General features: G+C 68.0%; 25 protein-coding genes, 1 tRNA gene and 3 pseudogenes. 23 read left to right on the top strand and 6 right to left on the bottom strand.

Annotated elements, in window-relative coordinates:
* Positions 1–105 precede the first annotated feature (105 nt).
* The 13 genes and pseudogenes from SYNGFB01_RS02465 (at position 106) to SYNGFB01_RS02530 (ending at position 9,549) form a co-directional block, all read left to right on the top strand.
* Entirely contained in the window at positions 106–951 is an 846-nt protein-coding gene (locus tag SYNGFB01_RS02465) for a phycobilisome rod-core linker polypeptide (protein WP_048016783.1), read from the top strand.
* 52 nt (positions 952–1,003) lie between these two features.
* The gene (locus tag SYNGFB01_RS02470) at positions 1,004–1,264 is read left to right on the top strand and encodes a phycobilisome linker polypeptide (protein WP_048016784.1); all 261 of its coding nucleotides are present in this window, start codon (positions 1,004–1,006) and stop codon (positions 1,262–1,264) included.
* 338 nt (positions 1,265–1,602) lie between these two features.
* Entirely contained in the window at positions 1,603–2,121 is a 519-nt protein-coding gene (locus SYNGFB01_RS02480; RefSeq protein ID WP_048016786.1) for a phycocyanin subunit beta, read from the top strand.
* 60 nt (positions 2,122–2,181) lie between these two features.
* A complete protein-coding gene (cpcA, locus tag SYNGFB01_RS02485; RefSeq protein WP_048016787.1) occupies positions 2,182–2,670 on the top strand; it encodes a phycocyanin subunit alpha in 489 nt (162 codons plus the stop codon).
* A 227-nt stretch (positions 2,671–2,897) separates the two neighbouring features.
* Positions 2,898–3,749 (top strand): phycobilisome rod-core linker polypeptide, encoded by an 852-nt coding sequence (locus SYNGFB01_RS02490; protein WP_048016788.1) that lies wholly within the window; start codon positions 2,898–2,900, stop codon positions 3,747–3,749.
* Between the two features lie 253 nt (positions 3,750–4,002).
* Entirely contained in the window at positions 4,003–4,521 is a 519-nt protein-coding gene (locus tag SYNGFB01_RS02495) for a phycocyanin subunit beta (RefSeq protein ID WP_048016789.1), read from the top strand.
* A 60-nt stretch (positions 4,522–4,581) separates the two neighbouring features.
* Positions 4,582–5,070, top strand: a complete 489-nt coding sequence (cpcA, locus tag SYNGFB01_RS02500; RefSeq protein WP_048016787.1) for a phycocyanin subunit alpha — start codon at positions 4,582–4,584, stop codon at positions 5,068–5,070.
* A gap of 226 nt (positions 5,071–5,296) precedes the next feature.
* A complete protein-coding gene (locus SYNGFB01_RS02505) occupies positions 5,297–6,148 on the top strand; it encodes a phycobilisome rod-core linker polypeptide (RefSeq protein WP_048016788.1) in 852 nt (283 codons plus the stop codon).
* A gap of 253 nt (positions 6,149–6,401) precedes the next feature.
* Positions 6,402–6,919: pseudogene (locus SYNGFB01_RS02510) on the top strand (phycocyanin subunit beta).
* A gap of 60 nt (positions 6,920–6,979) precedes the next feature.
* On the top strand, positions 6,980–7,468 hold the full coding sequence (gene cpcA, locus SYNGFB01_RS02515) for a phycocyanin subunit alpha (protein ID WP_048016787.1): 489 nt from the start codon (positions 6,980–6,982) through the stop codon (positions 7,466–7,468).
* 85 nt (positions 7,469–7,553) lie between these two features.
* Positions 7,554–8,378, top strand: a complete 825-nt coding sequence (locus SYNGFB01_RS02520; protein ID WP_048016790.1) for a HEAT repeat domain-containing protein — start codon at positions 7,554–7,556, stop codon at positions 8,376–8,378.
* A 5-nt stretch (positions 8,379–8,383) separates the two neighbouring features.
* Complete coding sequence (locus SYNGFB01_RS02525; RefSeq protein WP_048016791.1) at positions 8,384–9,040, top strand: HEAT repeat domain-containing protein; 657 nt, start codon at positions 8,384–8,386, stop codon at positions 9,038–9,040.
* The gene (locus tag SYNGFB01_RS02530; protein WP_048016792.1) at positions 9,037–9,549 is read left to right on the top strand and encodes a low molecular weight protein-tyrosine-phosphatase; all 513 of its coding nucleotides are present in this window, start codon (positions 9,037–9,039) and stop codon (positions 9,547–9,549) included. The genes SYNGFB01_RS02525 and SYNGFB01_RS02530 overlap by 4 nt, the downstream gene beginning before the upstream one ends.
* 48 nt (positions 9,550–9,597) lie before the next feature.
* On the opposite strand, the gene SYNGFB01_RS02535 is transcribed toward SYNGFB01_RS02530, so the two are convergent.
* Both SYNGFB01_RS02535 and SYNGFB01_RS02540 read right to left on the bottom strand, forming a co-directional pair.
* On the bottom strand, positions 9,598–11,160 hold the full coding sequence (locus SYNGFB01_RS02535) for a bifunctional pantoate--beta-alanine ligase/(d)CMP kinase (RefSeq protein WP_048016793.1): 1,563 nt from the start codon (positions 11,158–11,160) through the stop codon (positions 9,598–9,600).
* A gap of 92 nt (positions 11,161–11,252) precedes the next feature.
* Positions 11,253–11,744, bottom strand: a complete 492-nt coding sequence (locus SYNGFB01_RS02540) for a septal ring lytic transglycosylase RlpA family protein (RefSeq protein WP_369795464.1) — start codon at positions 11,742–11,744, stop codon at positions 11,253–11,255.
* Between the two features lie 481 nt (positions 11,745–12,225).
* On the opposite strand from SYNGFB01_RS02540, the pseudogene purM reads away from it, so the two are divergent.
* Together purM and SYNGFB01_RS02550 are read left to right on the top strand one after the other, a co-directional pair.
* A pseudogene (gene purM / locus SYNGFB01_RS02545) lies at positions 12,226–13,259 on the top strand (phosphoribosylformylglycinamidine cyclo-ligase).
* Positions 13,260–13,336: 77 nt separating this feature from the next.
* Entirely contained in the window at positions 13,337–13,990 is a 654-nt protein-coding gene (locus tag SYNGFB01_RS02550; protein WP_048016794.1) for a hypothetical protein, read from the top strand.
* Positions 13,991–14,022: 32 nt separating this feature from the next.
* Here the strand turns inward: SYNGFB01_RS02550 and SYNGFB01_RS02555 are convergent, their stop codons facing one another.
* A complete protein-coding gene (locus tag SYNGFB01_RS02555; RefSeq protein ID WP_048016795.1) occupies positions 14,023–14,985 on the bottom strand; it encodes an aldo/keto reductase in 963 nt (320 codons plus the stop codon).
* 32 nt (positions 14,986–15,017) lie between these two features.
* Here SYNGFB01_RS02555 and SYNGFB01_RS14775 point away from each other — a divergent pair, with 32 nt between their 5' ends.
* Together SYNGFB01_RS14775 and SYNGFB01_RS02565 are read left to right on the top strand one after the other, a co-directional pair.
* A complete protein-coding gene (locus SYNGFB01_RS14775) occupies positions 15,018–15,209 on the top strand; it encodes a hypothetical protein (protein WP_048016796.1) in 192 nt (63 codons plus the stop codon).
* Between the two features lie 9 nt (positions 15,210–15,218).
* Entirely contained in the window at positions 15,219–15,743 is a 525-nt protein-coding gene (locus SYNGFB01_RS02565; RefSeq protein ID WP_048016797.1) for a hypothetical protein, read from the top strand.
* 57 nt (positions 15,744–15,800) lie between these two features.
* On the opposite strand, the gene SYNGFB01_RS02570 is transcribed toward SYNGFB01_RS02565, so the two are convergent.
* Positions 15,801–15,871, bottom strand: a tRNA-Cys gene (locus SYNGFB01_RS02570).
* Positions 15,872–15,915: 44 nt separating this feature from the next.
* On the opposite strand from SYNGFB01_RS02570, the gene SYNGFB01_RS02575 reads away from it, so the two are divergent.
* Positions 15,916–17,463: a lipid-A-disaccharide synthase-related protein gene (locus SYNGFB01_RS02575; protein ID WP_369795462.1), complete on the top strand. Its 1,548-nt coding sequence runs from the start codon at positions 15,916–15,918 to the stop codon at positions 17,461–17,463.
* A 25-nt stretch (positions 17,464–17,488) separates the two neighbouring features.
* Here the strand turns inward: SYNGFB01_RS02575 and SYNGFB01_RS02585 are convergent, their stop codons facing one another.
* Positions 17,489–18,163, bottom strand: a complete 675-nt coding sequence (locus SYNGFB01_RS02585; RefSeq protein WP_048016799.1) for a ribonuclease D — start codon at positions 18,161–18,163, stop codon at positions 17,489–17,491.
* A 48-nt stretch (positions 18,164–18,211) separates the two neighbouring features.
* Here SYNGFB01_RS02585 and SYNGFB01_RS02590 point away from each other — a divergent pair, with 48 nt between their 5' ends.
* Positions 18,212–18,763: a cofactor assembly of complex C subunit B gene (locus SYNGFB01_RS02590; protein ID WP_048016810.1), complete on the top strand. Its 552-nt coding sequence runs from the start codon at positions 18,212–18,214 to the stop codon at positions 18,761–18,763.
* A gap of 4 nt (positions 18,764–18,767) precedes the next feature.
* Positions 18,768–19,679 carry a dehydrogenase gene (locus tag SYNGFB01_RS02595; RefSeq protein ID WP_200900039.1) on the top strand — a complete coding sequence of 304 codons (912 nt, stop codon included), beginning with the start codon at positions 18,768–18,770 and terminating at the stop codon, positions 19,677–19,679.
* Here the strand turns inward: SYNGFB01_RS02595 and hemF are convergent.
* Positions 19,606–20,643, bottom strand: coding sequence for an oxygen-dependent coproporphyrinogen oxidase (gene hemF, locus SYNGFB01_RS02600; RefSeq protein WP_048016800.1), 1,038 nt, complete (start codon positions 20,641–20,643; stop codon positions 19,606–19,608). The genes SYNGFB01_RS02595 and hemF overlap by 74 nt on opposite strands.
* 146 nt (positions 20,644–20,789) lie before the next feature.
* Here hemF and SYNGFB01_RS02605 point away from each other — a divergent pair.
* The 3 genes and pseudogenes from SYNGFB01_RS02605 to SYNGFB01_RS02615 form a co-directional block, all read left to right on the top strand.
* Positions 20,790–21,895: pseudogene (locus tag SYNGFB01_RS02605) on the top strand (P-loop NTPase).
* 5 nt (positions 21,896–21,900) lie between these two features.
* Positions 21,901–23,178, top strand: a complete 1,278-nt coding sequence (rodA, locus tag SYNGFB01_RS02610; protein WP_048016801.1) for a rod shape-determining protein RodA — start codon at positions 21,901–21,903, stop codon at positions 23,176–23,178.
* 25 nt (positions 23,179–23,203) lie between these two features.
* A partial coding sequence (locus SYNGFB01_RS02615; protein ID WP_048016802.1) for a histidine kinase occupies positions 23,204–24,201 on the top strand: 998 nt, incomplete at its 3' end.

Consider the following 24,201-nt stretch of genomic DNA (forward strand, 5'->3'; position numbering starts at 1 on the left):
GTCAATCCGATCAGCAACTGCTCAGCAACTGCCCACCGGCAACGTCCTGCCCACAGTTGCCTGCCACCAGCCGCTCCGGCTCCCATCCACCGGCCCCTCCAGCCCATGACCCTCGCCAACGCCGCCTACCTGGGCATCGAGCGCTTCCAGAACAGCCGCACCACGGAAAACTGGTCCAACGCCACCGAGAACGACAAAGCGGCCCTGATCCGTGCCGTGTACAGGCAGGTGCTGGGCAATCAGTACGTCATGGCCAGCGAGCGACTGGAGGGGCCTGAGTCGCTGTTCAAGCGAGGTTATCTGAGCGTGCGGGAGTTCGTGCGCCAGGTGGCCAAGAGCGGCCTCTACAAGAGCAAGTTCTTCGAGAACTGCAATCCCTACCGCTTCATCGAGCTCAATTTCAAGCATCTGCTCGGCCGCGCCCCCCAGAACAAGGCCGAGATGCTCCATCACTTCACGATCCTGCAGGAGCAGGGCTACGACGCCGAGATCGATTCCTACATCGACAGCGCCGAGTACCAGGAACGCTTCGGCGAGGAAGTGGTGCCCTACCTGCACGGCTTCAACTACGGAGCGGGCCAGCAGGGCCTCCAGTTCTCCTACATGCTGCAGCTCACCCGGGGGGTGGGCGCCTCGGTCCGGGGCGACCTGCTCAAGACCCAGTCGCGTCTGAACCCGGCCGTGCATGCCGAGCAGCCCCTGCCGGTGGTGAGCCCCAACGCCGCCGGTGCCGTGTTCCGGAAGGTGGCCACCGACGGTGTGACCCGCCAGGGGGTGGGAGCCGGCGAAGAGGGCCGGACATTCCGCGTGGAGATCAGCGGCTTCAACAACTACCGCCTCCACAAGCGCAGCAACCGTGTGCGCTTCATCCCCTTCAACAAGTTGCTGCAATATCAGCAGCAGATCCATCGCGAAGGTGGGCGCATCGCCAGCATCACTCCGGTGAACTGAACCGCGGTCTCTGCCACACACATCAACCTCAGCCCTGATTATCCCTGAAGCCATGAAGGTCTCTGCAGGCACCCGCGGCACCAGCTTCAACAGTGGCCGCCAGGTCACATTCACGGTGACCGGCATGAACAACATCGCCTACTCGCGCACCGCGGACGTGGTCATGAACGTGCCCTACACCCGCATGAACGAGGCCATGCAGATGGTGCAGCGCATGGGTGGCAAGATCACCGGCGTGAGCGTGAATGGCGGCGACCTCGAGGCCAAGGCCGCTCCGGCCCGCAAGAAGTCGTCCAAGAAGTCGGACGACTGAAAGTCATCGTCTCCCTCCACCAGCTTCCAGCCCCTGGATGCTCAANGCCGTGCGCGAAGGCGTACGGCCTTTTTCATGGCATCCACGCAGGGGAGCCCGACCCGCACCGGCATGGCAGAGGGCCCGCCGCAGTGGGAATCTCGGCCGGTGACCGTTTGTTAAAGAGCTCTCAGCCTGCGCTGATCAGGGCCAAGAATGGCTCCGTCAAGTTGACGAGTGCCTGGCAGCAGCACACCGAGGCCATCCCGATGTCCTCAAGCGGTGCCGCCTCTGGGTGACGCCAACCTGACTCCCTATCCACCCTCCCCGACTCCCCCGTCGAGAACAGGAGCTCTTCAATGTTCGACGCCTTCACTAAGGTCGTTGCGCAGGCTGATGCCCGCGGCGAATTCATCAACGCTGGTCAGATCGACGCCCTCTCGGCGATGGTCGGCGACTCCTTCAAGCGGATGGATGCCGTCAACCGCATCACCTCCAACGCTTCCAAGATCGTCACCAACGCCGCTCGCGACCTCTTCGAGCAGCAGCCCGCTCTGATCGCACCCGGCGGTAACGCCTACACCCATCGCCGCATGGNTGCCTGCCTGCGCGACATGGAGATCATCCTCCGCTACGTCACCTACGCCGTCTTCACCGGCGACGCTTCCGTGCTGGAAGATCGCTGCCTCAACGGCCTGCGTGAAACCTATCTGGCCCTCGGCGTGCCCGGTGCCTCCGTGGCAGAAGGCGTTCGCAAGATGAAGGACGCCGCCATCGCCATCGCCAACGATCGCAACGGCATCACCCAGGGCGACTGCTCCGCTCTGATGAGCGAAATCGGCACCTACTTCGATCGCGCCGCCGCCGCTGTCGGCTGATCGGCCTGAATCCTCGGGATCCTTCCTGATTCACGGTTCAAATCATCTTCTTTCTCTCCAATGAAGACTCCCCTCACCGAGGCCGTCGCCGCCGCTGATTCCCAGGGCCGCTTCCTCTCCAACACTGAGCTCAACGCCGCCTTCGGTCGTTTCGAGCGCGCCAAGAACGCCCTCGAGGCTGCCAAGGTGCTCACCGCCAATGCCGATTCCCTCGTGAACGGCGCCGCCCAGGCCGTCTACAACAAGTTCCCCTACACCACCCAGATGCAGGGGAGCAACTACGCCTCCGACGCCCGCGGCAAGGCCAAGTGCGCCCGTGACATCGGCTACTACCTCCGCATGGTCACCTACTGCCTCGTGGCTGGTGGCACCGGCCCCATGGATGAGTACCTGATCGCCGGTCTCGACGAGATCAACCGCGCCTTCGAACTCTCCCCCTCCTGGTACGTCGAGGCCCTGAACTACATCAAGGCCAACCACGGCATCTCCGGCGACCCCGGGGTGATCGCCAACAACTACATCGACTACGCCATCGCCGCTCTCGTCTGATTCACTCAGCGATTGCTTCCCAAGGCCCCCCGATGGGGGCCTTTTTGCTGGGCACGGATCGGCGGCGCGGAAAAAGATCGGCCTGAGCCTTGATGGTGTAAAGATCGTCAAAGCTCCTGGCGGCTGCGAGAGGGATTCGCCATAGCCTCAAGACGACGTGTCCGACAGTGCAGCCCTGCCACCGCACTTGAAAGGACCCGCTCTCCTCCCCTGCCAGACCCACCCCAATGACGCTGGTCAATGCCTCCTACCTGGGCATCGAGCGCTTTGCCGATGACCGCAACAAGGAGAACTGGGCCATCAGCTCCCAGGAAGACAAAGCGATGCTGATCCGGGCCGTGTACAGACAGGTGCTCGGCAACCAATATGTGATGGACAGCGAACGTCTCACCCAGGCAGAGTCACTGTTCAAGAACGGCTACCTGAGTGTGCGCGAGTTCGTGCGCAGTGTTGCCAAGAGCGGCCTCTACCGGAGCCGGTTCTTCGAGAACTGCAACCCGTATCACTTCATCGAGCTCAACCACAAGCACCTGCTCGGTCGCGCGCCACAGAACAAGGCCGAGATGCTGCACCACTTCACGATCCTGCAGGAGCAGGGTGTGGACGCCGAAATCGATTCCTACATCGACAGCGCTGAGTATCAGGCGCGCTTCGGTGAGGAAACCGTGCCCTACCTGCATGGCTGGGATTACTCCAGAGGTCATGAAGGCCGGCAGTTCTCCTGGCTGATGCAACTGGCCCGGGGTGTGGCCGCCTCTGTGAAGGGCGATCCAGCCGGCACCCAGTTCAAGCTCGGCGCCGCACTCCACCAGGACCGGGCCGTACCGGTGGTGAGCCCCAGCGCCGGCACGGCCGCCAGCCAGCCAGCTTCGATTGCCGCCTCCGCAATCACCACCATGGCCCAGGGCATCGGCCAGAAGGCACGGGTCTATCGGGTGGAAGTGAGTGGGCTCAACAACTACCGGCTGCACAAGCGTGCCAACACCGTGCGCTTCGTGACCTTCGACAAGATGCTGGAGGCCCAGCAGACGATCCACCGTCAGGGCGGCAGGGTCACCAGCGTGACGCCGGTGAACTGAGCCGCAGAACCAGCAACACTGCACATCCAATCGCACCCCGGTGTCCAGCTGCATGCTGGGCACCGGGGCTTTTTGTTCAGCCGGGCTTGCTGCCATCAAACCGGCTGACAGAGGGAAAGCCGGCGAGCGAACCAGCCGGTGACCCTTTGTGAAGCGATGGCGATCACGCCACGGACTTTCAGAACAATGGTGTCGTGCTTTGCACACCTTGTCCACCCTCCCCGACTNCCCCGTCGAGAACAGGAGCTCTTCAATGTTCGACGCCTTCACTAAGGTCGTTGCGCAGGCTGATGCCCGCGGCGAATTCATCAACGCTGGTCAGATCGACGCCCTCTCGGCGATGGTCGGCGACTCCTTCAAGCGGATGGATGCCGTCAACCGCATCACCTCCAACGCTTCCAAGATCGTCACCAACGCCGCTCGCGACCTCTTCGAGCAGCAGCCCGCTCTGATCGCACCCGGCGGTAACGCCTACACCCATCGCCGCATGGCTGCCTGCCTGCGCGACATGGAGATCATCCTCCGCTACGTCACCTACGCCGTCTTCACCGGCGACGNTTCCGTGCTGGAAGATCGCTGCCTCAACGGCCTGCGTGAAACCTATCTGGCCCTCGGCGTGCCCGGTGCCTCCGTGGCAGAAGGCGTTCGCAAGATGAAGGACGCCGCCATCGCCATCGCCAACGATCGCAACGGCATCACCCAGGGCGACTGCTCCGCTCTGATGAGCGAAATCGGCACCTACTTCGATCGCGCCGCCGCCGCTGTCGGCTGATCGGCCTGAATCCTCGGGATCCTTCCTGATTCACGGTTCAAATCATCTTCTTTCTCTCCAATGAAGACTCCCCTCACCGAGGCCGTCGCCGCCGCTGATTCCCAGGGCCGCTTCCTCTCCAACACTGAGCTCAACGCCGCCTTCGGTCGTTTCGAGCGCGCCAAGAACGCCCTCGAGGCTGCCAAGGTGCTCACCGCCAATGCCGATTCCCTCGTGAACGGCGCCGCCCAGGCCGTCTACAACAAGTTCCCCTACACCACCCAGATGCAGGGGAGCAACTACGCCTCCGACGCCCGCGGCAAGGCCAAGTGCGCCCGTGACATCGGCTACTACCTCCGCATGGTCACCTACTGCCTCGTGGCTGGTGGCACCGGCCCCATGGATGAGTACCTGATCGCCGGTCTCGACGAGATCAACCGCGCCTTCGAACTCTCCCCCTCCTGGTACGTCGAGGCCCTGAACTACATCAAGGCCAACCACGGCATCTCCGGCGACCCCGGGGTGATCGCCAACAACTACATCGACTACGCCATCGCCGCTCTCGTCTGATTCACTCAGCGATTGCTTCCCAAGGCCCCCCGATGGGGGCCTTTTTGCTGGGCACGGATCGGCGGCGCGGAAAAAGATCGGCCTGAGCTTGATGGTGTAAAGATCGTCAAAGCTCCTGGCGGCTGCGAGAGGGATTCGCCATAGCCTCAAGACGACGTGTCCGACAGTGCAGCCCTGCCACCGCACTTGAAAGGACCCGCTCTCCTCCCCTGCCAGACCCACCCCAATGACGCTGGTCAATGCCTCCTACCTGGGCATCGAGCGCTTTGCCGATGACCGCAACAAGGAGAACTGGGCCATCAGCTCCCAGGAAGACAAAGCGATGCTGATCCGGGCCGTGTACAGACAGGTGCTCGGCAACCAATATGTGATGGACAGCGAACGTCTCACCCAGGCAGAGTCACTGTTCAAGAACGGCTACCTGAGTGTGCGCGAGTTCGTGCGCAGTGTTGCCAAGAGCGGCCTCTACCGGAGCCGGTTCTTCGAGAACTGCAACCCGTATCACTTCATCGAGCTCAACCACAAGCACCTGCTCGGTCGCGCGCCACAGAACAAGGCCGAGATGCTGCACCACTTCACGATCCTGCAGGAGCAGGGTGTGGACGCCGAAATCGATTCCTACATCGACAGCGCTGAGTATCAGGCGCGCTTCGGTGAGGAAACCGTGCCCTACCTGCATGGCTGGGATTACTCCAGAGGTCATGAAGGCCGGCAGTTCTCCTGGCTGATGCAACTGGCCCGGGGTGTGGCCGCCTCTGTGAAGGGCGATCCAGCCGGCACCCAGTTCAAGCTCGGCGCCGCACTCCACCAGGACCGGGCCGTACCGGTGGTGAGCCCCAGCGCCGGCACGGCCGCCAGCCAGCCAGCTTCGATTGCCGCCTCCGCAATCACCACCATGGCCCAGGGCATCGGCCAGAAGGCACGGGTCTATCGGGTGGAAGTGAGTGGGCTCAACAACTACCGGCTGCACAAGCGTGCCAACACCGTGCGCTTCGTGACCTTCGACAAGATGCTGGAGGCCCAGCAGACGATCCACCGTCAGGGCGGCAGGGTCACCAGCGTGACGCCGGTGAACTGAGCCGCAGAACCAGCAACACTGCACATCCAATCGCACCCCGGTGTCCAGCTGCATGCTGGGCACCGGGGCTTTTTGTTCAGCCGGGCTTGCTGCCATCAAACCGGCTGACAGAGGGAAAGCCGGCGAGCGAACCAGCCGGTGACCCTTTGTGAAGCGATGGCGATCACGCCACGGACTTTCAGAACAATGGTGTCGTGCTTTGCACACCTTGTCCACCCTCCCCGACTCCCCCGTCGAGAACAGGAGCTCTTCAATGTTCGACGCCTTCACTAAGGTCGTTGCGCAGGCTGATGCCCGCGGCGAATTCATCAACGCTGGTCAGATCGACGCCCTCTCGGCGATGGTCGGCGACTCCTTCAAGCGGATGGATGCCGTCAACCGCATCACCTCCAACGCTTCCAAGATCGTCACCAACGCCGCTCGCGACCTCTTCGAGCAGCAGCCCGCTCTGATCGCACCCGGCGGTAACGCCTACACCCATCGCCGCATGGTGCCTGCCTGCGCGACATGGAGATCATCCTCCGCTACGTCACCTACGCCGTCTTCACCGGCGACGCTTCCGTGCTGGAAGATCGCTGCCTCAACGGCCTGCGTGAAACCTATCTGGCCCTCGGCGTGCCCGGTGCCTCCGTGGCAGAAGGCGTTCGCAAGATGAAGGACGCCGCCATCGCCATCGCCAACGATCGCAACGGCATCACCCAGGGCGACTGCTCCGCTCTGATGAGCGAAATCGGCACCTACTTCGATCGCGCCGCCGCCGCTGTCGGCTGATCGGCCTGAATCCTCGGGATCCTTCCTGATTCACGGTTCAAATCATCTTCTTTCTCTCCAATGAAGACTCCCCTCACCGAGGCCGTCGCCGCCGCTGATTCCCAGGGCCGCTTCCTCTCCAACACTGAGCTCAACGCCGCCTTCGGTCGTTTCGAGCGCGCCAAGAACGCCCTCGAGGCTGCCAAGGTGCTCACCGCCAATGCCGATTCCCTCGTGAACGGCGCCGCCCAGGCCGTCTACAACAAGTTCCCCTACACCACCCAGATGCAGGGGAGCAACTACGCCTCCGACGCCCGCGGCAAGGCCAAGTGCGCCCGTGACATCGGCTACTACCTCCGCATGGTCACCTACTGCCTCGTGGCTGGTGGCACCGGCCCCATGGATGAGTACCTGATCGCCGGTCTCGACGAGATCAACCGCGCCTTCGAACTCTCCCCCTCCTGGTACGTCGAGGCCCTGAACTACATCAAGGCCAACCACGGCATCTCCGGCGACCCCGGGGTGATCGCCAACAACTACATCGACTACGCCATCGCCGCTCTCGTCTGATTCACTCAGCGATTGCTTCCCAAGGCCCCCCGATGGGGGCCTTTTTGCTGACCTGCGATCATCGAAGCTCCGTTCTGCCGAGTCCATGGCAGCTTCCGCTCAGGAACCCCGCGCCGGTGAGCCGATCAGCGAAGCCGAGGCGATCGAGCGCCTGCGCCAGACCAGCGACCCGTCACAGCAGTACTACGGGGCCTGGTGGCTGGGCCGAATGCGGAGCCGACACCCGGAGGCCGTGCCGCTGCTGCGCCTCGCCCTGCGCCAGCGCAAGCCACGCGATCCGGGAGCCGGCGTCGAGGAGAACGCCGTGGCCCGCAATGCCGCGCGCGCCCTCGGCAAGTTGGCGCCGGCCGCTCACGACGCCATTCCCGATCTGCTCGCCACCCTCGAGGATGCCGACCATGGCCTCCGGGAAGCGGCGGCCCGTGCCCTCGGAGAACTCCGCGCCGAAGCGGCCGTGCCAGCGCTGTGCCGCCGGCTCGCCAGCGGTCCGGGGGTAGCCGGAGCACTCGAACCCGGTACGCCGCGGCTGAAGGAGCCCTGCGAGGCCCTGCTGGAGGCCCTGGGCGACATCGGCATCCGCAGCGCGGCGGTTGTGGGGGTAGTGGAGCCATTCGTGAATCATGAGCGGCCGCTGATCCGCAGCGCCGCCGCCCGCACCCTGCTGCAGCTCAGCGGCGAGGAGCGCTGGGGCCAGCTGCTGCTGGAGCTGCTGGAGCACCCCCAGCTGCAGGTGCGCCGCGCCGCCCTGATGGACCTCGGTGCCGCCGGCTGGCGACCGGCGCTCGAGGCGATCCGCCACACCCTGGCGGAGAACAGCCTCAAGCTGATCGCCCTGCGGGGCCTGGTGGAGCAGGGCCGCGGCGAACCGGGCGAAGCAGCCCTGCTGGCCTGCATGGATGCCCTGCTGTGAGTGACATGGAGCCGGAGAACCTGAGTACGCATCCGATCAGCGCCCTGATCGAGGCCGTACAGCAGGCCATCAGCAGCGAAGCGCTGCTGATGGCCACCCGGCAACTGGCCTGCTGCGGCGAGGCTGCGGCGGCTCCCGTGCTGGTGGAGGTGCTGGGCTTCAACAATCCCGGCGCCGCGGTGGCCGCCGTGGATGGGCTGATCGCCCTGGGGCCGGCAGCCGTGGAGGCGCTGCTGGAGCTCGATCCGGAGAATTACGGTGCACGAGCCTGGGCCGTGCGAGCCCTCGCCGGGATCGGTGACGTGCGTGGTCTCGATGTCCTGATCGATGCCCTCGGCAGCGACGTGGCTGCCAGCGTGAGACGCGCGGCAGCCAAGGGTCTGGGCAGCCTGAAGCTGGCACCGCTGCCCGCGCCTCTCAGGCAGGCGATCGGCGCGCGCTGCCTGGCGGCCCTGGAGGCGGCCACCGGGGATGGCGAGTGGGTGGTGCGCTATGCGGTGGCGGTGGGTCTGGAGAGCCTGGCGCCGCACCTGGATCCGCCCTCGCAGCACTGGCAACGGGCCGAGGCAAGCCTGGTGAGACTCAGCCAAGCCGCCGAAGGCAACCCTCGGGTGGTTCAGCTCAGAGCCAGCCTGGCCCTCAGCCGTCTGCGCCGATCATGACCACCCACCCGCGGCCCCCTCAGCGGATCCTGTTCGTCTGCCTCGGCAACATCTGCCGCTCGCCAGCCGCTGAGGGGGTCTTTCTGCATCGGCTGGCACGTGAGGGGCTGGATGCTCACTTCGTTGTGGATTCGGCGGGCACCGGAGGCTGGCACGTGGGCAAGCCAGCCGACAGCCGCATGCGGGCCGCAGCTGCCCGACGGGGCATCACCCTGCCCAGCCGGGCCCGGCAGCTCGATCTCGCCGACCTCACGGCCTTCGACCGCATCCTCACGATGGATGCCGACAACCTGGCCCAGGTACGCGCCCTGGCCAGCCAGCTGGGCCCGACCCCTGGCCTGGCACGGATCGAGCCGATGGTGCGGCACTGCCGGCGCTTCCAGGCCAGGGAGGTGCCGGACCCCTACTACGGCGGGGCCGAGGGGTTCGAGCAGGTGCTCGATCTGCTGGAGGACGCCTGCGGCGGGCTGCTGGAGGAGCTGCTGCAGAGCGATCTCCGGGGCCTCTGACGGCACAACGGCAGGCCACCGTGGCCCGCCTCCGGGACGGCCATCCGCTCAGGGGGACGGCCAGACCTCCTCAGGAACCCTTTGGCGGAAGAGATCCACCAGCGCCTGAATCACACTCGCAATCGTCATGCCATCGGTGACGAGCTCCTCCGCATCCGCAGCCATCCGCAGAGGCGCCACCTCGCGGCTGGAATCCAGCCGGTCACGCTCGGCGATCTGATGCTCCAGCTCCGACAGCGGCGGCACCGCAAAGCCGCGCTGCTCGAGATCGAGAGCCCGGCGACGGGCCCGCTCGGCCGTGGTGGCCGTGAGGAACACCTTCAGTTCCGCATCAGGGAACACGGCCGTACCGATGTCCCGTCCCTCGGCCACCAGCCCGCCGCGGCGGCCCATCGCCTGCTGCTGAGCAGTGAGAGCCTCCCGCACGCAGCCGAGGGCCGCCACCAGCGACACCTGGGCCGTGACCTCCGGGCTGCGGATCGCCGTGGTCACGTCGTGGCCGTTGATGCGCACCAGCTGCTCGCCGTCGCGGCCGGCGCTGAGCTGCAGGTCGAGGTCGGCCAGCAGGGACCCCACGGCGTCGGGGTCGTCGGGGGCGACGCCATGGCGCTGCACCCACCAGGTCACGGCCCGGTACATGGCACCGGTATCGAGATAGATCAGTCCCAGGCGCCGCGCGAAGGCTCTGGTGACGGTGCTCTTGCCGGCTCCCGCCGGTCCATCAATGGCAACGATCGGCGAGCGGCTCATCAACAGGGTGTGATCGATCAGACGGGTCGCCCCGCAATGCACAGCAGCCGCCAGCAGGATCAGCCCCGCTGGGAGCGGCTCCGCCGGCGGCAGCGGCACCAGGCTATGGGCCCACACCAGCTCCACATAATCCACCACCAGGCCAGCGCCCTGAAGCTGGCCTTGCACCCCGCTGACCAGCTCGTGAACAGGGCGGCGCGGCTCCAGCAGCCAGCGACGGCGCGCCTCGGCCAGAGCCTGGGGCAGGCTGAGGGCCTGCCGGCGCTCGGCAGCGGTGAGGTAGCGGTTGCGGGAGCTGCAGGCCAGGCCATCGGCCTCGCGCACGGTCGCCACCGACTCGACCACCAGGGGCAGGCCCAGATCGTTGACCAGACGACGCAGGATCACCAGCTGCTGCCAGTCCTTCTCCCCAAGGAACAGCCGCTGGGGCCGCACCAGCGCCAGGAGGCGGGCCACCACGGTGGCCACCCCGTCGAAATGACCCGGCCGGCTGCGGCCGCAGAGCACCGCCTGCAGCGACGCCGGCGGACTCAGCCGGGTGATCTCCTCAGATCCGCCCGGCTGCATCTCCGCCACGCTGGGTGCCCAGAACAGGGCTGCGCCAGCTGCAGCGGCCACCGCCTGATCAGCCTCCAGGCTGCGCGGGTAGCGCTCGAAATCCTCAGCCGGGCCGAACTGCAGAGGATTCACATACACGCTGACCACAACAAGGGGCTCAGCGTCAGCCAACGGACGGGCGGCCCTGCGGATCAGCTGAGCGTGCCCGTCATGGAGCGCCCCCATGGTGGGGACGAAATGCACCGGTCGGCTCTGGCGGCACCGCCAGGCACGCAGGGCGGCCAGCGACTGCAGACACTCCATGGCCAAACGTTCAAAGTCATCGAAAACCCATCCGCCAGGCTGGCGGATNGGCGTCCGGGAGCAGACCTGGAGAGGGCGTCAGNCCAGGTGCCTCACTGGAGAACCTCCAGCTTCACGCGGGCCAGGCCACTGGAGACCACGCCCAGCTGCGTGGCAGCTCCGTGGGCCAGATCGATCACACGGCTGCCGTGGAAGGGGCCGCGATCGTTGATGCGCACCACGGCGGTGCGGCCGTTGTTGAGGTTGGTGACCCTTACCCGGGTGCCGAAGGGCAGCGTGCGGTGGGCCGCCGTCATCGTTCCGGGACGAAAGACCTCACCATTGGCGGTGCGATTGCCGTAGAACCCCGGTCCGTACCAACTGGCCTTGCCGGTGCTGGTTTGTAGCACACGCGGTGCCGGTGGGGGGGCCGGCGCGATCGGCGCGGGGACAGGCTGCTCAACCGGCTGCTCTGGGAGGGACAGTTGGTCAACCTCGCGGATCGCAAGCTCGGTCCTCACCGCGACGTCGGATGCCGTGGGCAGGCCTTTGGGCGAGGCCTCGCGGGTGGTCGCCAGGGCCTGCTCGGAGATGGCAGGCACCAGGCGCTGCCGGAGAGAAGCAGGGAGAGAGCCCCAAGAGAAAAGGTTCGTCGCATAACAAGCGGAACACGCTGCAGGGCAGCAGGCACGGAATCCGTGCATCACAGGCGTTGGGTCGGCATCGCCAGGAGATGAGCTGGCATGAAGAGGTAATGGGGCTTCGCGAGTTGCTCATGCCCATACCCCATTCGGGATGCGATTCGCCGTGGAGTTCCTATCGAGAAATGACAGCAGGGAGAAACTAAGGGCAAATCACCGCGGTTTTGAGCGACAAATCGTCCCTCAATACCGATCAGGAATGTTCATCAAAAGGGACCGGCAAGTTGCCACGGGGGCCGAGGCGCACAAGGCAACCACCCATTGATCAGTGAATCGAATCAAGTACATAAGCCCGGCTGATCGTCGCCTGTGCCGATTGGCCAGGCGTCCACTCGCCAAGGGCGGCGCCATCGGAGGATCGGCACAGCAGCAACCGGCGAAAGCCATGGATTACCGCACCGCTGGCGTGGACGTGGAGGCGGGCCGTGCCTTCGTGGAACGGATCCGCCGCAGCGTGGAGGCCACGCACCGCCCCGAGGTTGTGGGCGGACTGGGGGGCTTCGGCGGCTTCTGCCGCCTGCCGGCAGGCTGCGCCAACCCCTGCTGGTAGCCGGGAGTGACGGAGTGGGCACCAAGCTGGAACTGGCCCAGGCCCATGGCCGCCACCATGACGTGGGCATCGACCTGGTGGCGATGTGCGTCAACGATGTGATCACCAGCGGCGCCGAGCCGCTCTTCTTTCTTGATTACATCGCCACCGGCAAGCTCAGCCCCGAGGCAATGGCCGAGGTGGTGGAGGGCATCGCCGACGGCTGCCGCCAGAGCGGCTGTGCCCTGCTGGGGGGCGAGACGGCGGAGATGCCGGGCTTCTATGGACCCGGCCGTTACGACCTGGCCGGGTTCTGCGTGGCGGTGGTGGAGGCCGACGCGGTGATCGATGGCCGCAGCATCCAACCGGGGGATCGGATCGTGGCGGTGGCCAGCAGCGGCGTGCACAGCAACGGTTTCAGCCTGGTGCGACGCATCCTGGCCATGGCCGGGGTGGATGCCTCCGCGCCGCTGCCGGGCGATGGGCGCCCCCTGATCGAGGCGCTGCTCGCCCCCACCCGGCTCTATGGAGGGCTGGTGAAGGCGCTGCAGCAGGCCGCTGTGCCGCTGCGGGGCATGGCCCACATCACCGGCGGGGGGTTGCCGGAAAACCTGCCCCGCTGCCTCCCCGCTGGCGTGCAAGCGGTGCTGGATGCGACCAGCTGGACACGGCCACCCATCTTCCGCTGGCTGCAGGAGGCCGGCGAGGTCCCGGAGGCCGACCTCTGGAAGACCTTCAACCTCGGTGTGGGCTTCTGCCTGGTGGTGCCGTCGACGGCTCTGGAGGCCACATTGCAGACCTGCCTCAAAGCCGGCCACAAGGCCTGGCCGCTCGGCGAGATTCTGCTCGGCTCCGACGGCGGAGCTCAGCTGTCGGGTTTACCGATCTGAACCTGCCCCGAACGCTGCCAGATTGCAGGCGCGCTCCGATGACCAGGGCGCAAATCCGTAGACGCAAGAGGACATCCATGAATCGTTCGCCCCTTAATTCCGGTCCATNCCCCCTCNGCAGCAGCCAGCGGATCACCCGACGGCGCAGTTCCGCCGGTCCGACGCCGCCGATCCGTCCCCAGCGNCCCCGCGATGTGATCACGCCCAACCAGCGCAGCGGTGGCCATCGCCCCACCTTTCTGGCCCTGCGCGATCACGGCAAGGTGTATGTGGCCGATCTTCCCCGTCTCTCCGATGGCCAGCTGGCACGCATCGGCCGGGAAGCCCATGAGGTGCTCGCCAGCCTCATCCGTCGTCTGGAGGAGCTTGAGGCCCAGCCCTTCCTCAGCCAGGCCGAACAGGACACACGTATCCGGGCGACCACGAAACGCGATGTGACCGAACGCTTCATCCGGGCGATCGAGGAGGAGCAGGAGCTGCGGCAGAACAACCCGGCCCTGCGGGCGGCAGCCGGGGAATCCCTGGCGAGGGCATTCATGGAACTGGCCCGCCACCGTCTGCCTGGCGCCACCTTCGATTCCCTGGTACAGGAGGCCTTGCAGGCCTGTGGACCGGACAGCGCGCCGATCAGCCCGGCAGTAGGAGACGAGACCGGGGCGGAGCCGCATGCCGTGATGGGGCGGCACCAGACCATGCCGGTGGTGCTCACACCGGCACCGGAAGCCTGCTGACGCAGCGGCTCAGGCACCCCTGCCGCTGGGGATCAGGCGCTCTGGAACGGGTTGGCCGGCATCGCCGCCGCGATGCGGCCGGCCTGGCGGTCGAGGGCTTCGCGTTCGCTCTCCTGCAGCTGCCAGGTCAGGGCCTGGGCCACAACCGCCACCTGCTCCGGTCGACGCAGCCCCGGGATCGGCATCGCCCCGTGGGCGCGGCACCAGTTGAGAGCCACCGCGGCCAGCGGGGCCCCGTGGGCCGATCCGATCTCCGCCATCAGCTGCAGGAGCGGCGGCAGGGCAGGGGCCAGACGCCGGAACAGCCACCGTCGTGGGCCGACAACTGGGAGTGTCTGCAACGTGTCGATCCGGGCCAGCAGACCCAGGGCCAGCGGGCTGTAAGCAATCAGGTCCACCCCGAGCTCGCGGCACACCTCGGCCACCCCGCCGGGCTCCAGGGCCTGGCGGCACAGCAGCGAGAGCTGAACCTGCAGGCTGGTGAGCCGAATGCCCCGCGCCTGCAGACGGCGATGGATCTGCCGCAGGCGGGCGGGACCCACGTTGGAGAGGCCCAGCTCGGCGATCCGACCAGCGACCACCTGCTCGGCCAGGCCATCGAGCAGCGGACCCTCCTGCCAGGGTGCGTAACNGCTGGTGCTCCAATGCAGCTGCACCCGGTCGATACGGCCTCCCAGGCGCTGCTCGGAGGCGGCCAGGGCCCGATCGAACCCACGGCGTCCGAGGCGCCAGGGGAATGGGGCCAGCTTCGTGGCCAGACAGAGCCGCTGGCGCTGCTCCCTGGGAAGGGTGGCTGCGAAACGGCCGAGCAGGGTCTCGCTGCGACCGGTGAAGCGGCCGGTGCCATAGGAATCGGCGGTGTCAAAGAGCTGCAATCCGCAGGCCACGGCCTGGCTGAAGGTGAGCTCCAGCTCGTCATCGGCGCGGGGGTCATAACCCCAGATCAGCTGATTGCCCCAGGCCCACGTCCCCACGCCGATCCCTGGATGCGCCATGGTGGAACCCCTGCCGATGCCGTGGCAGCCCCATGTTGCAGCCCCCCATGATCCCCGGCCCCGGCCAGCTGGAGCCATCGGCCCCATCGCCAGCTGCCCAGGCCACCGTGAGCGGGGCAGCGGCAGCACAGCCCCAGGATCCGGTGCTGTGTTCGCACTGCGGGCGAACTGCCAGCAACGGCATCAGCTGCGAGGGGTACTGCGTGGCCGACTCCGGCTACTGAGACCCAGGCATGGGCCTGGCCCCCTCCAACGCTGCGATCCGGGCCGCTCAGGCAGCCGCTGGAACTCTGGCCTTCGCCGCGCTGGCAGCTGCCGGCCAGGGCTTCGGCCGCTGGGAAGGGCCCGTGCGGCACTGCACGATGACGGCCAACGGTCGGACGCACCGCTGCCTTGAGCTGGAACTGGAGCAGAATCAGGAGGGTCTGCTTACAGCCCGCTTCGTGGGACCCGGCCAGGGCGGTCCTCTGGCCAGCCGGGAGCTGGCATTCTCGGGTCTGCTTGGGGCGGGCCAGCAGCCGATGCGGTGCGGCGCCGACGGACGTTGCCTCCCGCCGGATCACCCCCTGCAGCTGCGGTTGACAAGCGTGGCCTGGAGCCGCTTCGACGGCCGGGGGCTGGCGGAAGAGCTGCCGCTGGCCAGGCTGGCCCGGGGCCAGTGCCTGCTCGACCGACAAACGATCCGCTGCAATGCCCGGCTCGAACCCCCGCAGCCGAACGCAGCCCCGTGGTCTGCCGAGGCCCGACTCAGACCCTGAGGGGGCCGGATGGAATGTCGCTGCTGGTCGGCATGACGCTGCCGGGGCGGGTTGAAGAGGCGGCACCCAGATTCGAACTGGGGGTAAAGGATTTGCAATCCTCTGCCTTACCACTTGGCCATGCCGCCATCGGGGATCAAACTCCCCTGCAGCGGATCGTATCAGCCATGCCATGGGCCCCGGTCTGCTGGTTCTGAGCAACGGCCATGGCGAGGATCTGATCGCTCTGCGGGTGGTCGAGGCGCTGCGGCGCAGACAGCCGGATCGGGCCATCAGCGTGCTGCCGCTGGTGGGGGAGGGGCAGGCCTTCAGTGCTGCGGTCGCGACGGGGGCTGTGCAGCGGATCGGGCCGACGCGGGCTCTGCCCAGCGGCGGCTTCAGCAACCAGAGCCTGACCGGCTTGCTGCAGGATCTCGCTGCCGGTGTGGCCGGGCTCAGCTGCCGCCAGGCCGCTGTGGTGCAGCGTTGGGGCCGCCAGGGGCTGCCGCTCCTGGCGGTGGGCGATCTGCTGCCGCTGCTGCTGGCCTGGGGAAGCGGCAGCCGCTTCGGCTTCATCGGCACACCCAAGAGCGACTACACCTGGGCCACATCGGCACCGCCCGGATGGGGCCGCACTCCCCTGGCCGACGGCTACCACCGCTGCAAAGGCAGCGAATGGGATCCATGGGAGTGGGCGCTGATGGGCAGCCGCCGCTGCCGTCTGGTGGCGGTGCGCGATCCGCTCACCGCCCGCGGACTCCGGCGCCACGGGGTGGCGGCCCTGGCGCCGGGCAACCCCATGACCGATGGCTTCCACCTGGAACCTGTGCCGGAGTGGATGGCGCGGCGCCGGCGCCTGCTGCTCCTGCCCGGCAGCCGTCAGCCGGAGCTGCTGCGCAATGCCCGTCGGCTGCTGGCGACGCTCCAGGCGATGGGCTGGCACGATCCCGCCACCGTGCTGCTGGCCTGCGGCCACCGGCCCGGCGTCGAGAGCTGGAGCACGCTGATCGCGGAGGCCGGGCTGCAGCCTCGCCCCCTCAGCGCTGGCGCGGCGGCGGTCGGGGCCCTAGGCTGCTGGGGAGTGGGCGAGCTGGAACTGCTGCTGGGGCCAGGTTGCTTCGACCGCTGGGCCGCCTGGGCCGAGCTGGCCCTGGCCACCGCGGGCACCGCCACCGAACAGGTCGTGGGGCTGGGCATCCCGGCCCTGTCGTTGCCGGGCCCGGGCCCCAGTTCACGGCCGCTTTTGCACGGCGGCAGAACCGTCTGCTGGGGGGCGCCGTGCAGCCTTGTCACAGCCCGGCCGAGCTCATTGAACGGTTGCGGCGGCTGCTGCGGGATCCGGCGCTGCGGCGCCAACTGGGCGAACGGGGCCGTCGCCGCATGGGCCGGTGTGGCGGCAGCGAGCGGCTGGCGGCACTGGTGGAGCAGCGCCTGCTGGAAGCACGGCTGGGATGATGCCCAGCACAGCTGCATGGCACCTGCAATGGCGGGCATTCCCGATCGGGCCTACAACACCGCCTGCGGCCGGCTGGCCACCGCACTGGGAGTGAGCCTGGCCGCAGCCCGCCGCCGGGTCGACATCAAGGCCGCCCAGGCGGGACTGCGTGACACCGCCGCCAAGCTCGCCCTGGCCGAGGAGCTGCTCGCCGAGGCCCAGGCCAACAGTGCCGGCACACAGGCCCTCCTGACCTCGCTGCTGGAAGCGGTGAGCAGCGAGGAGAACTTCATGACCGAAGACTGAGCGCCGCGGCCAGGGGGAGCACCCCTCAGCGGTTGCCGCCGCTGGAGTGTTCGAACAGCAGGTGGAAGCGGTTGCGGTCGAGCTCGGCCATCACGGGGATGCAGCCGAAGCACCGCTGGGTCAGTTCCCAGCGGTCCTCCCGCCGCAGCATCTGCTCCAGACGGTCGCGAGCCGGCAGCAGATAGCGCACATCGCCGGCGGCATAGGCGAGCTGGACCTCGCTGAGATCCTCAACCCGTCCCCAGTCGGAACTCTGGGCCTGCTTGTCGAGCTCCACTCCCACAAGCTCCTGCACCACCTCCTTGAGACCGTGCCTGGGGCTGTAGGTGCGCCCCAGGCGGCTGGCCACCTTGGTGCAGAAGATCGGCGCCACCGTGATGCCGAGGTTCTCCGCCAGGGCGGCCACGTCGAAGCGGGCGAAATGGAACACCTTCTCGATCGCAGGGTTCTCCAGCAGCGCCCGCAGGCGTGGCGCTTCCCTCTGGCCCCGGGCCAGGCGGATGCAGCACACGTTGTCGTTGTCATCACAGATCTGCACCAGACAGAGCCGGTCGCGACCATGGATCAACCCCATCGCCTCGGTGTCGATAGCCAGGGCGCGTGCGCCGGCGTAGAGGGTGGCCCATTCGGCGTCGAGGTCGCCGTCGAACACGGCGAAGCGGGCCGGAGCGGGCAGGTTGCTGGTGGGGGTTGCGGTCATCGGCCAGGGTGCGCTGCGACCATGCTGCCCGGCCGCCAGAATGAATCGATGGCCAGCTCCGGTTCCACCCTGCTGCTCACCCTGCTCCTGGCCGTGGGACTGCTCTTCTTCCTACGCGCCGCCAGCAAGGACCGCACCACCACGGTGGAGGTGCGAAGTTCCCGACCAGCGCTCGAGGTGCTGCCGGCCCTGATCTCCTGGCTGGAACAGCGTGGCTGGCGAGCCGCCGGAGGCGACCCGGAGCGGCGCCATCTGGTGTACCGCGCGGCGGTGGCCTCCAGCCCGGCCCTGGCCCTGCTGCTTTCGCTGCTGGGCAGCGTGGGTGCCGCCTGCCTGGGGCTTGTGCTCCGTCAGCTCTGGCCGCTGCTGAGCTGGTGGCCGCTGCTGCTGGCCCTGCTGGGCCCCCTGGCCGGTGTGCTCTACCGGCGACGAGCCCAACGGGAGGAGGCGGTGGAACTGCGGCTGATCAGTCACGACAGCGCCACCGGCAGCGCCGTGAAGCTGCGGGCTCATCGCGACGAGCTCATCGCCCTGGAACTGGAGCTGGGACCTCAGCTGGGCCTGTTCAGCGACGCCAACCTGCTCGCCTCCCCCATCTGACGCCATGGACCTGTCGTTCTGGTGGAAACTGCTCGGAGCGACCGGCCTGGCCGCCGCTGTGACCCTGACGCCCGGCGTGCCGGCCCGCACCCCGGCTCCCGGCGGAATCGATCCCCTCACCGGCCCCCGCAGCCGACTCAGCCGCGACTGGCTGGGTCTGCGACCTCTGCCCGCCGACACCGAGATCCTGGTGCTCGCCGGCCACGCCGATTCCCAGGGCATCGCCGGTGCCGGCACCGGTGGCGAGGCCGTGGACCTGCTCGGTGCCGCGCCGATGGAGGCCGGCATCCGCGACGAGCTCCACTGGAACCTGCTCACAGCCAGGGCCGTGGTGGACCAGGGCCGGCGCCGGGGGCTGGCGATCCGCTTCTACGAGCCGCCGCTGCGCACCATCCACGACGCTGACGACCCCCGCACCAACTGGAGCGTGGGCAAGGCCCATGTGGAGGGTGGTGGTTACGCCCTGGAGATCCACTACGACGCCTACGGCCCCGACGGGGTGGGCTCGGGCCTCATCCCGCCGCTGCACCGCCCACCCAGCCGGCTCGACGAGAGCCTGGCAGCCGCCTTCGGCGACTATCCCCTTCAATACCGCGATGGTCTGGGGGCACCGCGCCGCGGCATCGCCATCCTCGAGATCGGCAAGCTCGAAGGCCCTCTGGAGTCAGCCCTGCGGGATCCCCGGCGCAGTGAGGCGGCGATCGCCGCGATCGCCGCGCGGGTGGTGCAGGCTCTGGAGCGGGGTCTGGGCCGAACGCCCGAGGCCGGAACGCCTGCCGTGGCCCAGGAGTCGTCCGCAGCCGAAAGCGGCGAGGAGACCGGCCCGGCCATCCTCAGCCCGCTCAGTCCACCGCCTGGTGTGGCGCGCAGCGGGCTGCGAGTGCCTCGTCGCCCAGCCAGTTCTGTGGGCGAGTGAACAGATCGGTGAGCAGGGCCTCGCGGCTCCCGGCCTTGGGTTGATAGCCGTAGTCCCAGCGCACCAGCGGCGGCAGCGACATCAGGATCGATTCGGTGCGGCCATTGGTCTGCAGGCCGAAGATCGTGCCACGGTCGAACACCAGGTTGAACTCCACATAGCGGCCGCGCCTGTAGAGCTGGAACTGGCGCTCCCGCTCGCCCCAGGCAGTGCTCTGACGCCGCTCCACGATCGGCACGTAGCTGGGCAGGAAGGCATTGCCGCAGGCACTGGCCAGCTGGAACAGCTGCTCCCAGCTCTGCTGGATCGGACCGATGCGTGAGCTCGCCGCGGCCGCCGGACCAGCGGGATCCTGGCCCTTGTAGAGCACCCCGGCGGGATCCTGGTAGTCGTAGAAGATGCCGCCCACGCCGCGGGTCTCACCGCGGTGCCTCAGGAAGAAGTACTCGTCGCACCAGGGCTTGAACACCTCGTAGTAGGCCGGATGGACGCTGTCGCAGGCGGCCTTGAGGGTGCGGTGGAAATGCTGGGCGTCGCTGAGGAACGGGTAGTAGGGGGTGAGATCGGCACCACCACCGAACCACCACACGGGGCCCGCTTCGAAGTAGCGGTAATTGAGGTGCACCGTGGGCAGATAGGGGTTGCGCGGGTGAAGCACCATCGACGTGCCCGTGGCAAACCAGCGATGGCCCTGAGCCTCGGGCCTCTGGCCGAGGATCGAAGGAGGCAGTTCGGCGCCCTCCACCTCGGAGAAGTTCACGCCGCCCTGCTCGAACACCCGACCGGCCTTGATCACGCGCGAACGGCCTCCANCCCCCTCGGGCCGCTCCCAGCTCTCCTCCTGGAAACGCCCCTCGCCATCCAGTTGCTCGAGCCCCGCACAGATCGAGTCCTGCAGCCCCATCAGCAGGGCCCGCGCCCGCTGACGGGAATCGGTGGGGGGAGCCTCGAGGGCCTCAACCATGGCTGCCGCGCCCCGTGGACGCCAGAAACCCCCTCACCCTTTCAGGCCGCCGTGCCGCCGCACAAGCGATCGAGAGCCACTGTCACCGCCAAGCCGGCCGGGTCGGGGGCGATCCCTAGGATCAAACCTCCTCGACACCGGAGTGGATGGCATCGCTGGAGCAGGCCACCGCAGCCCTCGCCACGATCCGTGATGCCGGCAGCGGTCGCGACCTTCTCGACCTGGGCTGGATCGAGCCGCCGCGCCTGCAGGGGGAACGGCTGGTGTTCCGGCTCAGCCTGCCCTCCTTCGCGCAGAGTCAGCAGAGCCGCATCGCAGCCGAAGCCCGTGAGCGTCTGCTGGCCATCGACGGCATCCGCGACGTGCAGATCGAAGTGGGTCAGCCGGCAGCGGCCCATCAGGGTGCGCCGATCGGCGGAGCCGGCCATGGCGCCGCGCCGGGCCCCGGCGGCCAGCTGCCGCCACGTCAGCCGATCGCCGGTGTGCAACGGGTGATCGCCGTGAGCAGCGGCAAGGGCGGTGTGGGCAAGAGCACCGTCGCCGTGAACCTGGCCTGCGCCTGGCCCGCCGCGGCCTGCGGGTGGGTCTGCTCGACGCCGACATCTACGGCCCCAATGCCCCCACCATGCTGGGGGTGGCCGATCGCACCCCCGTGGTGCGCGGCGAGGGCGCCGAGCAGGTGCTCACCCCGATCGAGAGCTGCGGCATCGCCATGGTGTCGATGGGTCTGCTGATCGATGCCGACCAGCCCGTGATCTGGCGCGGCCCCATGCTGAACGGGATCATCCGCCAGTTCCTCTATCAGGTGGACTGGGGAGAGCGGGACGTGCTGGTGGTGGATCTGCCCCCCGGCACCGGTGACGCCCAGCTCACTCTGGCTCAGGCCGTGCCGATGGCCGGGGTGCTGATCGTGACCACGCCGCAGCAGGTTTCCCTGGCCGATGCCCGCCGCGGTCTGGCGATGTTCGTGCAGATGGGGGTGCCGGTGCTGGGTGTGGTGGAGAACATGAGCGGCTTCATCCCGCCCGACGCCCCCGACAAGCGCTATCCGATCTTCGGCAGCGGCGGCGGTGCCAGCCTGGCGGCCGAAGCCGGCGTGCCCCTGCTTGCCGAACTGCCCCTGGAGCTGCCGGTGCGGGAGGGTGGCGACAGCGGCACGCCGGTGGTGCTCGGGGCCCCTGAGTCGCTCACGGCCCAGGCATTCCTGGCTCTGGCGGATCGGCTGGCGGCTCCGGTCGGGGTGCCGGCCTGATCCCGATGCTGGGGGTCGGGCCGCGCCGCAGCAACCTGTTCTCCAGCCGGCGTCGAGGCCGCCGCCGGCTGCTGGGCGATGTGGACCTGGTGCTCTGGGGAATTCCCTGGGGTCTGGTGCTGGTGGCCGGCATCCTGATCGCCAGCACCCAGCGGCAGGCTGACTACGCCGACTGGTATCAGCACTGGATCACGGCTGCGGTAGGCACAGGAATCGCCCTGCTGCTGGCCAGGCTGCCCGTGGAGCAGCTCTGCCGCTGGCAATGGCCCATCTACGGAGCGATGGTGGCCAGCCTGATCGCGGTCCGGATCGTGGGGGTGAGCGNCCTCGGGGCCCAGAGCTGGATCAACATCGCCGGCTTCAACGTGCAGCCGTCGGAGTTCTGCAAGGTGGCGGCCATCCTGCTGCTGGCCCAGGTGCTGGCCCGGCACCCCGTTGAGCGCCCTGTGGACCTGATCCGTCCGGTGGCCCTGATCAGCGTGCCCTGGCTGCTGGTCTTCATCCAGCCGGATCTGGGCAGCTCCCTGGTGTTCGGCGCTGTTCTGCTGGTGATGCTGTTCTGGGCGGGGATGCCCGGTGCCTGGGTGGTGCTGCTGATCTCGCCGGTGATCACCGCCGTGCTGGCGGGGGTGCTGCCCTGGTTGCTGCTGGGCTGGATTCCGGCCATGGGCTGGCTGGCTCTGAAGAACCTGCCCTGGAAAGCCGTGGGCCTGTCGATGGTGCTGGCGATCCAGGGCCTGTTCGCCCTGGCCACCCCCTGGCTCTGGAACAACGTGCTGCAACCGCACCAGCGCGATCGGCTCACCCTGTTTCTCGATCCCGCCAAGGACCCACTGGGCGGGGGCTATCACCTCCTGCAGAGCACGGTGGGGATCGGCTCCGGGGGGGTGTTCGGCACCGGCCTGCTGCGCGGCCACCTCACCCTGCTGCGCTTCATCCCCGAGCAGCACACCGATTTCATCTTCAGCGCCCTGGGCGAGGAGACCGGCTTCATCGGTTCGGTGCTCGTGGTGGCGGCATTCGTGGTGTGGATCTGGCACCTGCTGCAGATCGCCGGCCGGGCCCGCAGCGATGTGGAGTCGCTGGTGGTGGTGGGCATCGGCGCGATGGTGATGTTCCAGGTGGTGGTGAACATCAACATGACGATCGGTCTCGGGCCGATCACCGGCATCCCCCTGCCCTGGCTGAGCTACGGCCGCTCGGCCATGCTGGTGAACTGGATCGCCATCGGGCTGTGCGCCTCCGTGGCCCGACGGGGCCGCCTACGCCACAACCACTGGTGAGGCGGGGCCCGGGAGGCACCAACCGATGCGGAGCCTGCATGATCTGCGCCACTGCCTGAGCGACGGGGTGCCTCCCGGCCACAGCGATGACGACAGCGTGCGGCGCCAGTGGTGGGCAGCTCTGTCGANCCTGCAGAACGAACTGCTGCTGCCCCAGGAGAACCTGCGGGGGCTCTGGCTGGCCGCCCCCCTGCCGGCCCTGCATGAGCCGCAGGTGCTCAACCGGCTGCAGGGCTGGATCTGGGCCCCGGCGGAGCTGGAGGAGCTGCTGCGCAGTGCGCCACCGCTGCTGCCCTCCGGGCAGCAGCTCACCGCTCCAGCCACCGACCTCGCCCCCCTGGAACGGCTGCCCCTGGAGGCCGAGGATGGCCTCGACCCGCTGCTGGTGGTGATTACCCCCACCGTGCAGGTCGGCCTCTGCTTGGACGGCCCGCCGCGCGGCCGTCGCCTGGTGGTGCGCTTCGATGCCGAGGTGCTGTCGCACCTGCTCGCCCTCGTGCATGAGCGGTTGGAGGCGCAGGCACCGGCCGCCGCCGAGCGGCTGCGCGGCCAACTGGCCCGTCTCGGCCCCCTGCACAGCGACCACGGCGCGGCGCTGCGGTTCTGGCCGCGGCTGGCCGAGCGGCTGTCGGCCATGGCCCCGAGCCTCACCCTCCAGCCCGTTGAGCAGCCGATCACCCCGACCGGGGCTCAGGCATCGAGCCATGAACTGGCTCTGCTGGAAGCGCTCACCCATGAGGTCCGCACCCCCCTGGCCACGATCCGCACCCTGATCCGCTCCCTGCTGCGCCGGACGGATCTGCCGGCCCTGGTGCGCAGCAGGCTGGAGCAGATCGATACCGAGTGCAGCGAGCAGATCGACCGCTTCGGTCTGATCTTCCTGGCCACCGAGCTGCAGCGCCGCCCAGGTGAGCCGAGGGGAGGGGCACCGGGCCAACTGGCCCAGACCGACCTCAGTGCCCTGCTGCACCGGCAGCAGCCCATTTGGCAGCGCCAGCTGGAGCGGCGCGGCCTGCGCTTCGA

Source organism: Synechococcus sp. GFB01 (assembly GCF_001039265.1).
Lineage (GTDB): Bacteria > Cyanobacteriota > Cyanobacteriia > PCC-6307 > Cyanobiaceae > NIES-981.

Excerpts from the sequence above, each read along its gene's own strand:
- SYNGFB01_RS02565 (WP_048016797.1), top strand. The coding sequence starts at position 15,219 with ATGGGCCTGGCCCCCTCCAACGCTGCGATCCGGGCCGCTCAGGCAGCC.
- SYNGFB01_RS02490 (WP_048016788.1), top strand. The coding sequence starts at position 2,898 with ATGACGCTGGTCAATGCCTCCTACCTGGGCATCGAGCGCTTTGCCGAT.
- cpcA (WP_048016787.1), top strand. The coding sequence starts at position 6,980 with ATGAAGACTCCCCTCACCGAGGCCGTCGCCGCCGCTGATTCCCAGGGC.
- SYNGFB01_RS02595 (WP_200900039.1), top strand. The coding sequence starts at position 18,768 with ATGGACCTGTCGTTCTGGTGGAAACTGCTCGGAGCGACCGGCCTGGCC.
- SYNGFB01_RS02575 (WP_369795462.1), top strand. The coding sequence starts at position 15,916 with ATGGGCCCCGGTCTGCTGGTTCTGAGCAACGGCCATGGCGAGGATCTG.
- SYNGFB01_RS14775 (WP_048016796.1), top strand. The coding sequence starts at position 15,018 with ATGTTGCAGCCCCCCATGATCCCCGGCCCCGGCCAGCTGGAGCCATCG.
- SYNGFB01_RS02520 (WP_048016790.1), top strand. The coding sequence starts at position 7,554 with ATGGCAGCTTCCGCTCAGGAACCCCGCGCCGGTGAGCCGATCAGCGAA.
- SYNGFB01_RS02470 (WP_048016784.1), top strand. The coding sequence starts at position 1,004 with ATGAAGGTCTCTGCAGGCACCCGCGGCACCAGCTTCAACAGTGGCCGC.
- cpcA (WP_048016787.1), top strand. The coding sequence starts at position 2,182 with ATGAAGACTCCCCTCACCGAGGCCGTCGCCGCCGCTGATTCCCAGGGC.
- SYNGFB01_RS02465 (WP_048016783.1), top strand. The coding sequence starts at position 106 with ATGACCCTCGCCAACGCCGCCTACCTGGGCATCGAGCGCTTCCAGAAC.
- SYNGFB01_RS02530 (WP_048016792.1), top strand. The coding sequence starts at position 9,037 with ATGACCACCCACCCGCGGCCCCCTCAGCGGATCCTGTTCGTCTGCCTC.
- SYNGFB01_RS02590 (WP_048016810.1), top strand. The coding sequence starts at position 18,212 with ATGGCCAGCTCCGGTTCCACCCTGCTGCTCACCCTGCTCCTGGCCGTG.
- SYNGFB01_RS02585 (WP_048016799.1), bottom strand. The coding sequence starts at position 18,163 with ATGACCGCAACCCCCACCAGCAACCTGCCCGCTCCGGCCCGCTTCGCC.
- SYNGFB01_RS02525 (WP_048016791.1), top strand. The coding sequence starts at position 8,384 with ATGGAGCCGGAGAACCTGAGTACGCATCCGATCAGCGCCCTGATCGAG.
- cpcA (WP_048016787.1), top strand. The coding sequence starts at position 4,582 with ATGAAGACTCCCCTCACCGAGGCCGTCGCCGCCGCTGATTCCCAGGGC.
- SYNGFB01_RS02535 (WP_048016793.1), bottom strand. The coding sequence starts at position 11,160 with ATGGAGTGTCTGCAGTCGCTGGCCGCCCTGCGTGCCTGGCGGTGCCGC.
- SYNGFB01_RS02505 (WP_048016788.1), top strand. The coding sequence starts at position 5,297 with ATGACGCTGGTCAATGCCTCCTACCTGGGCATCGAGCGCTTTGCCGAT.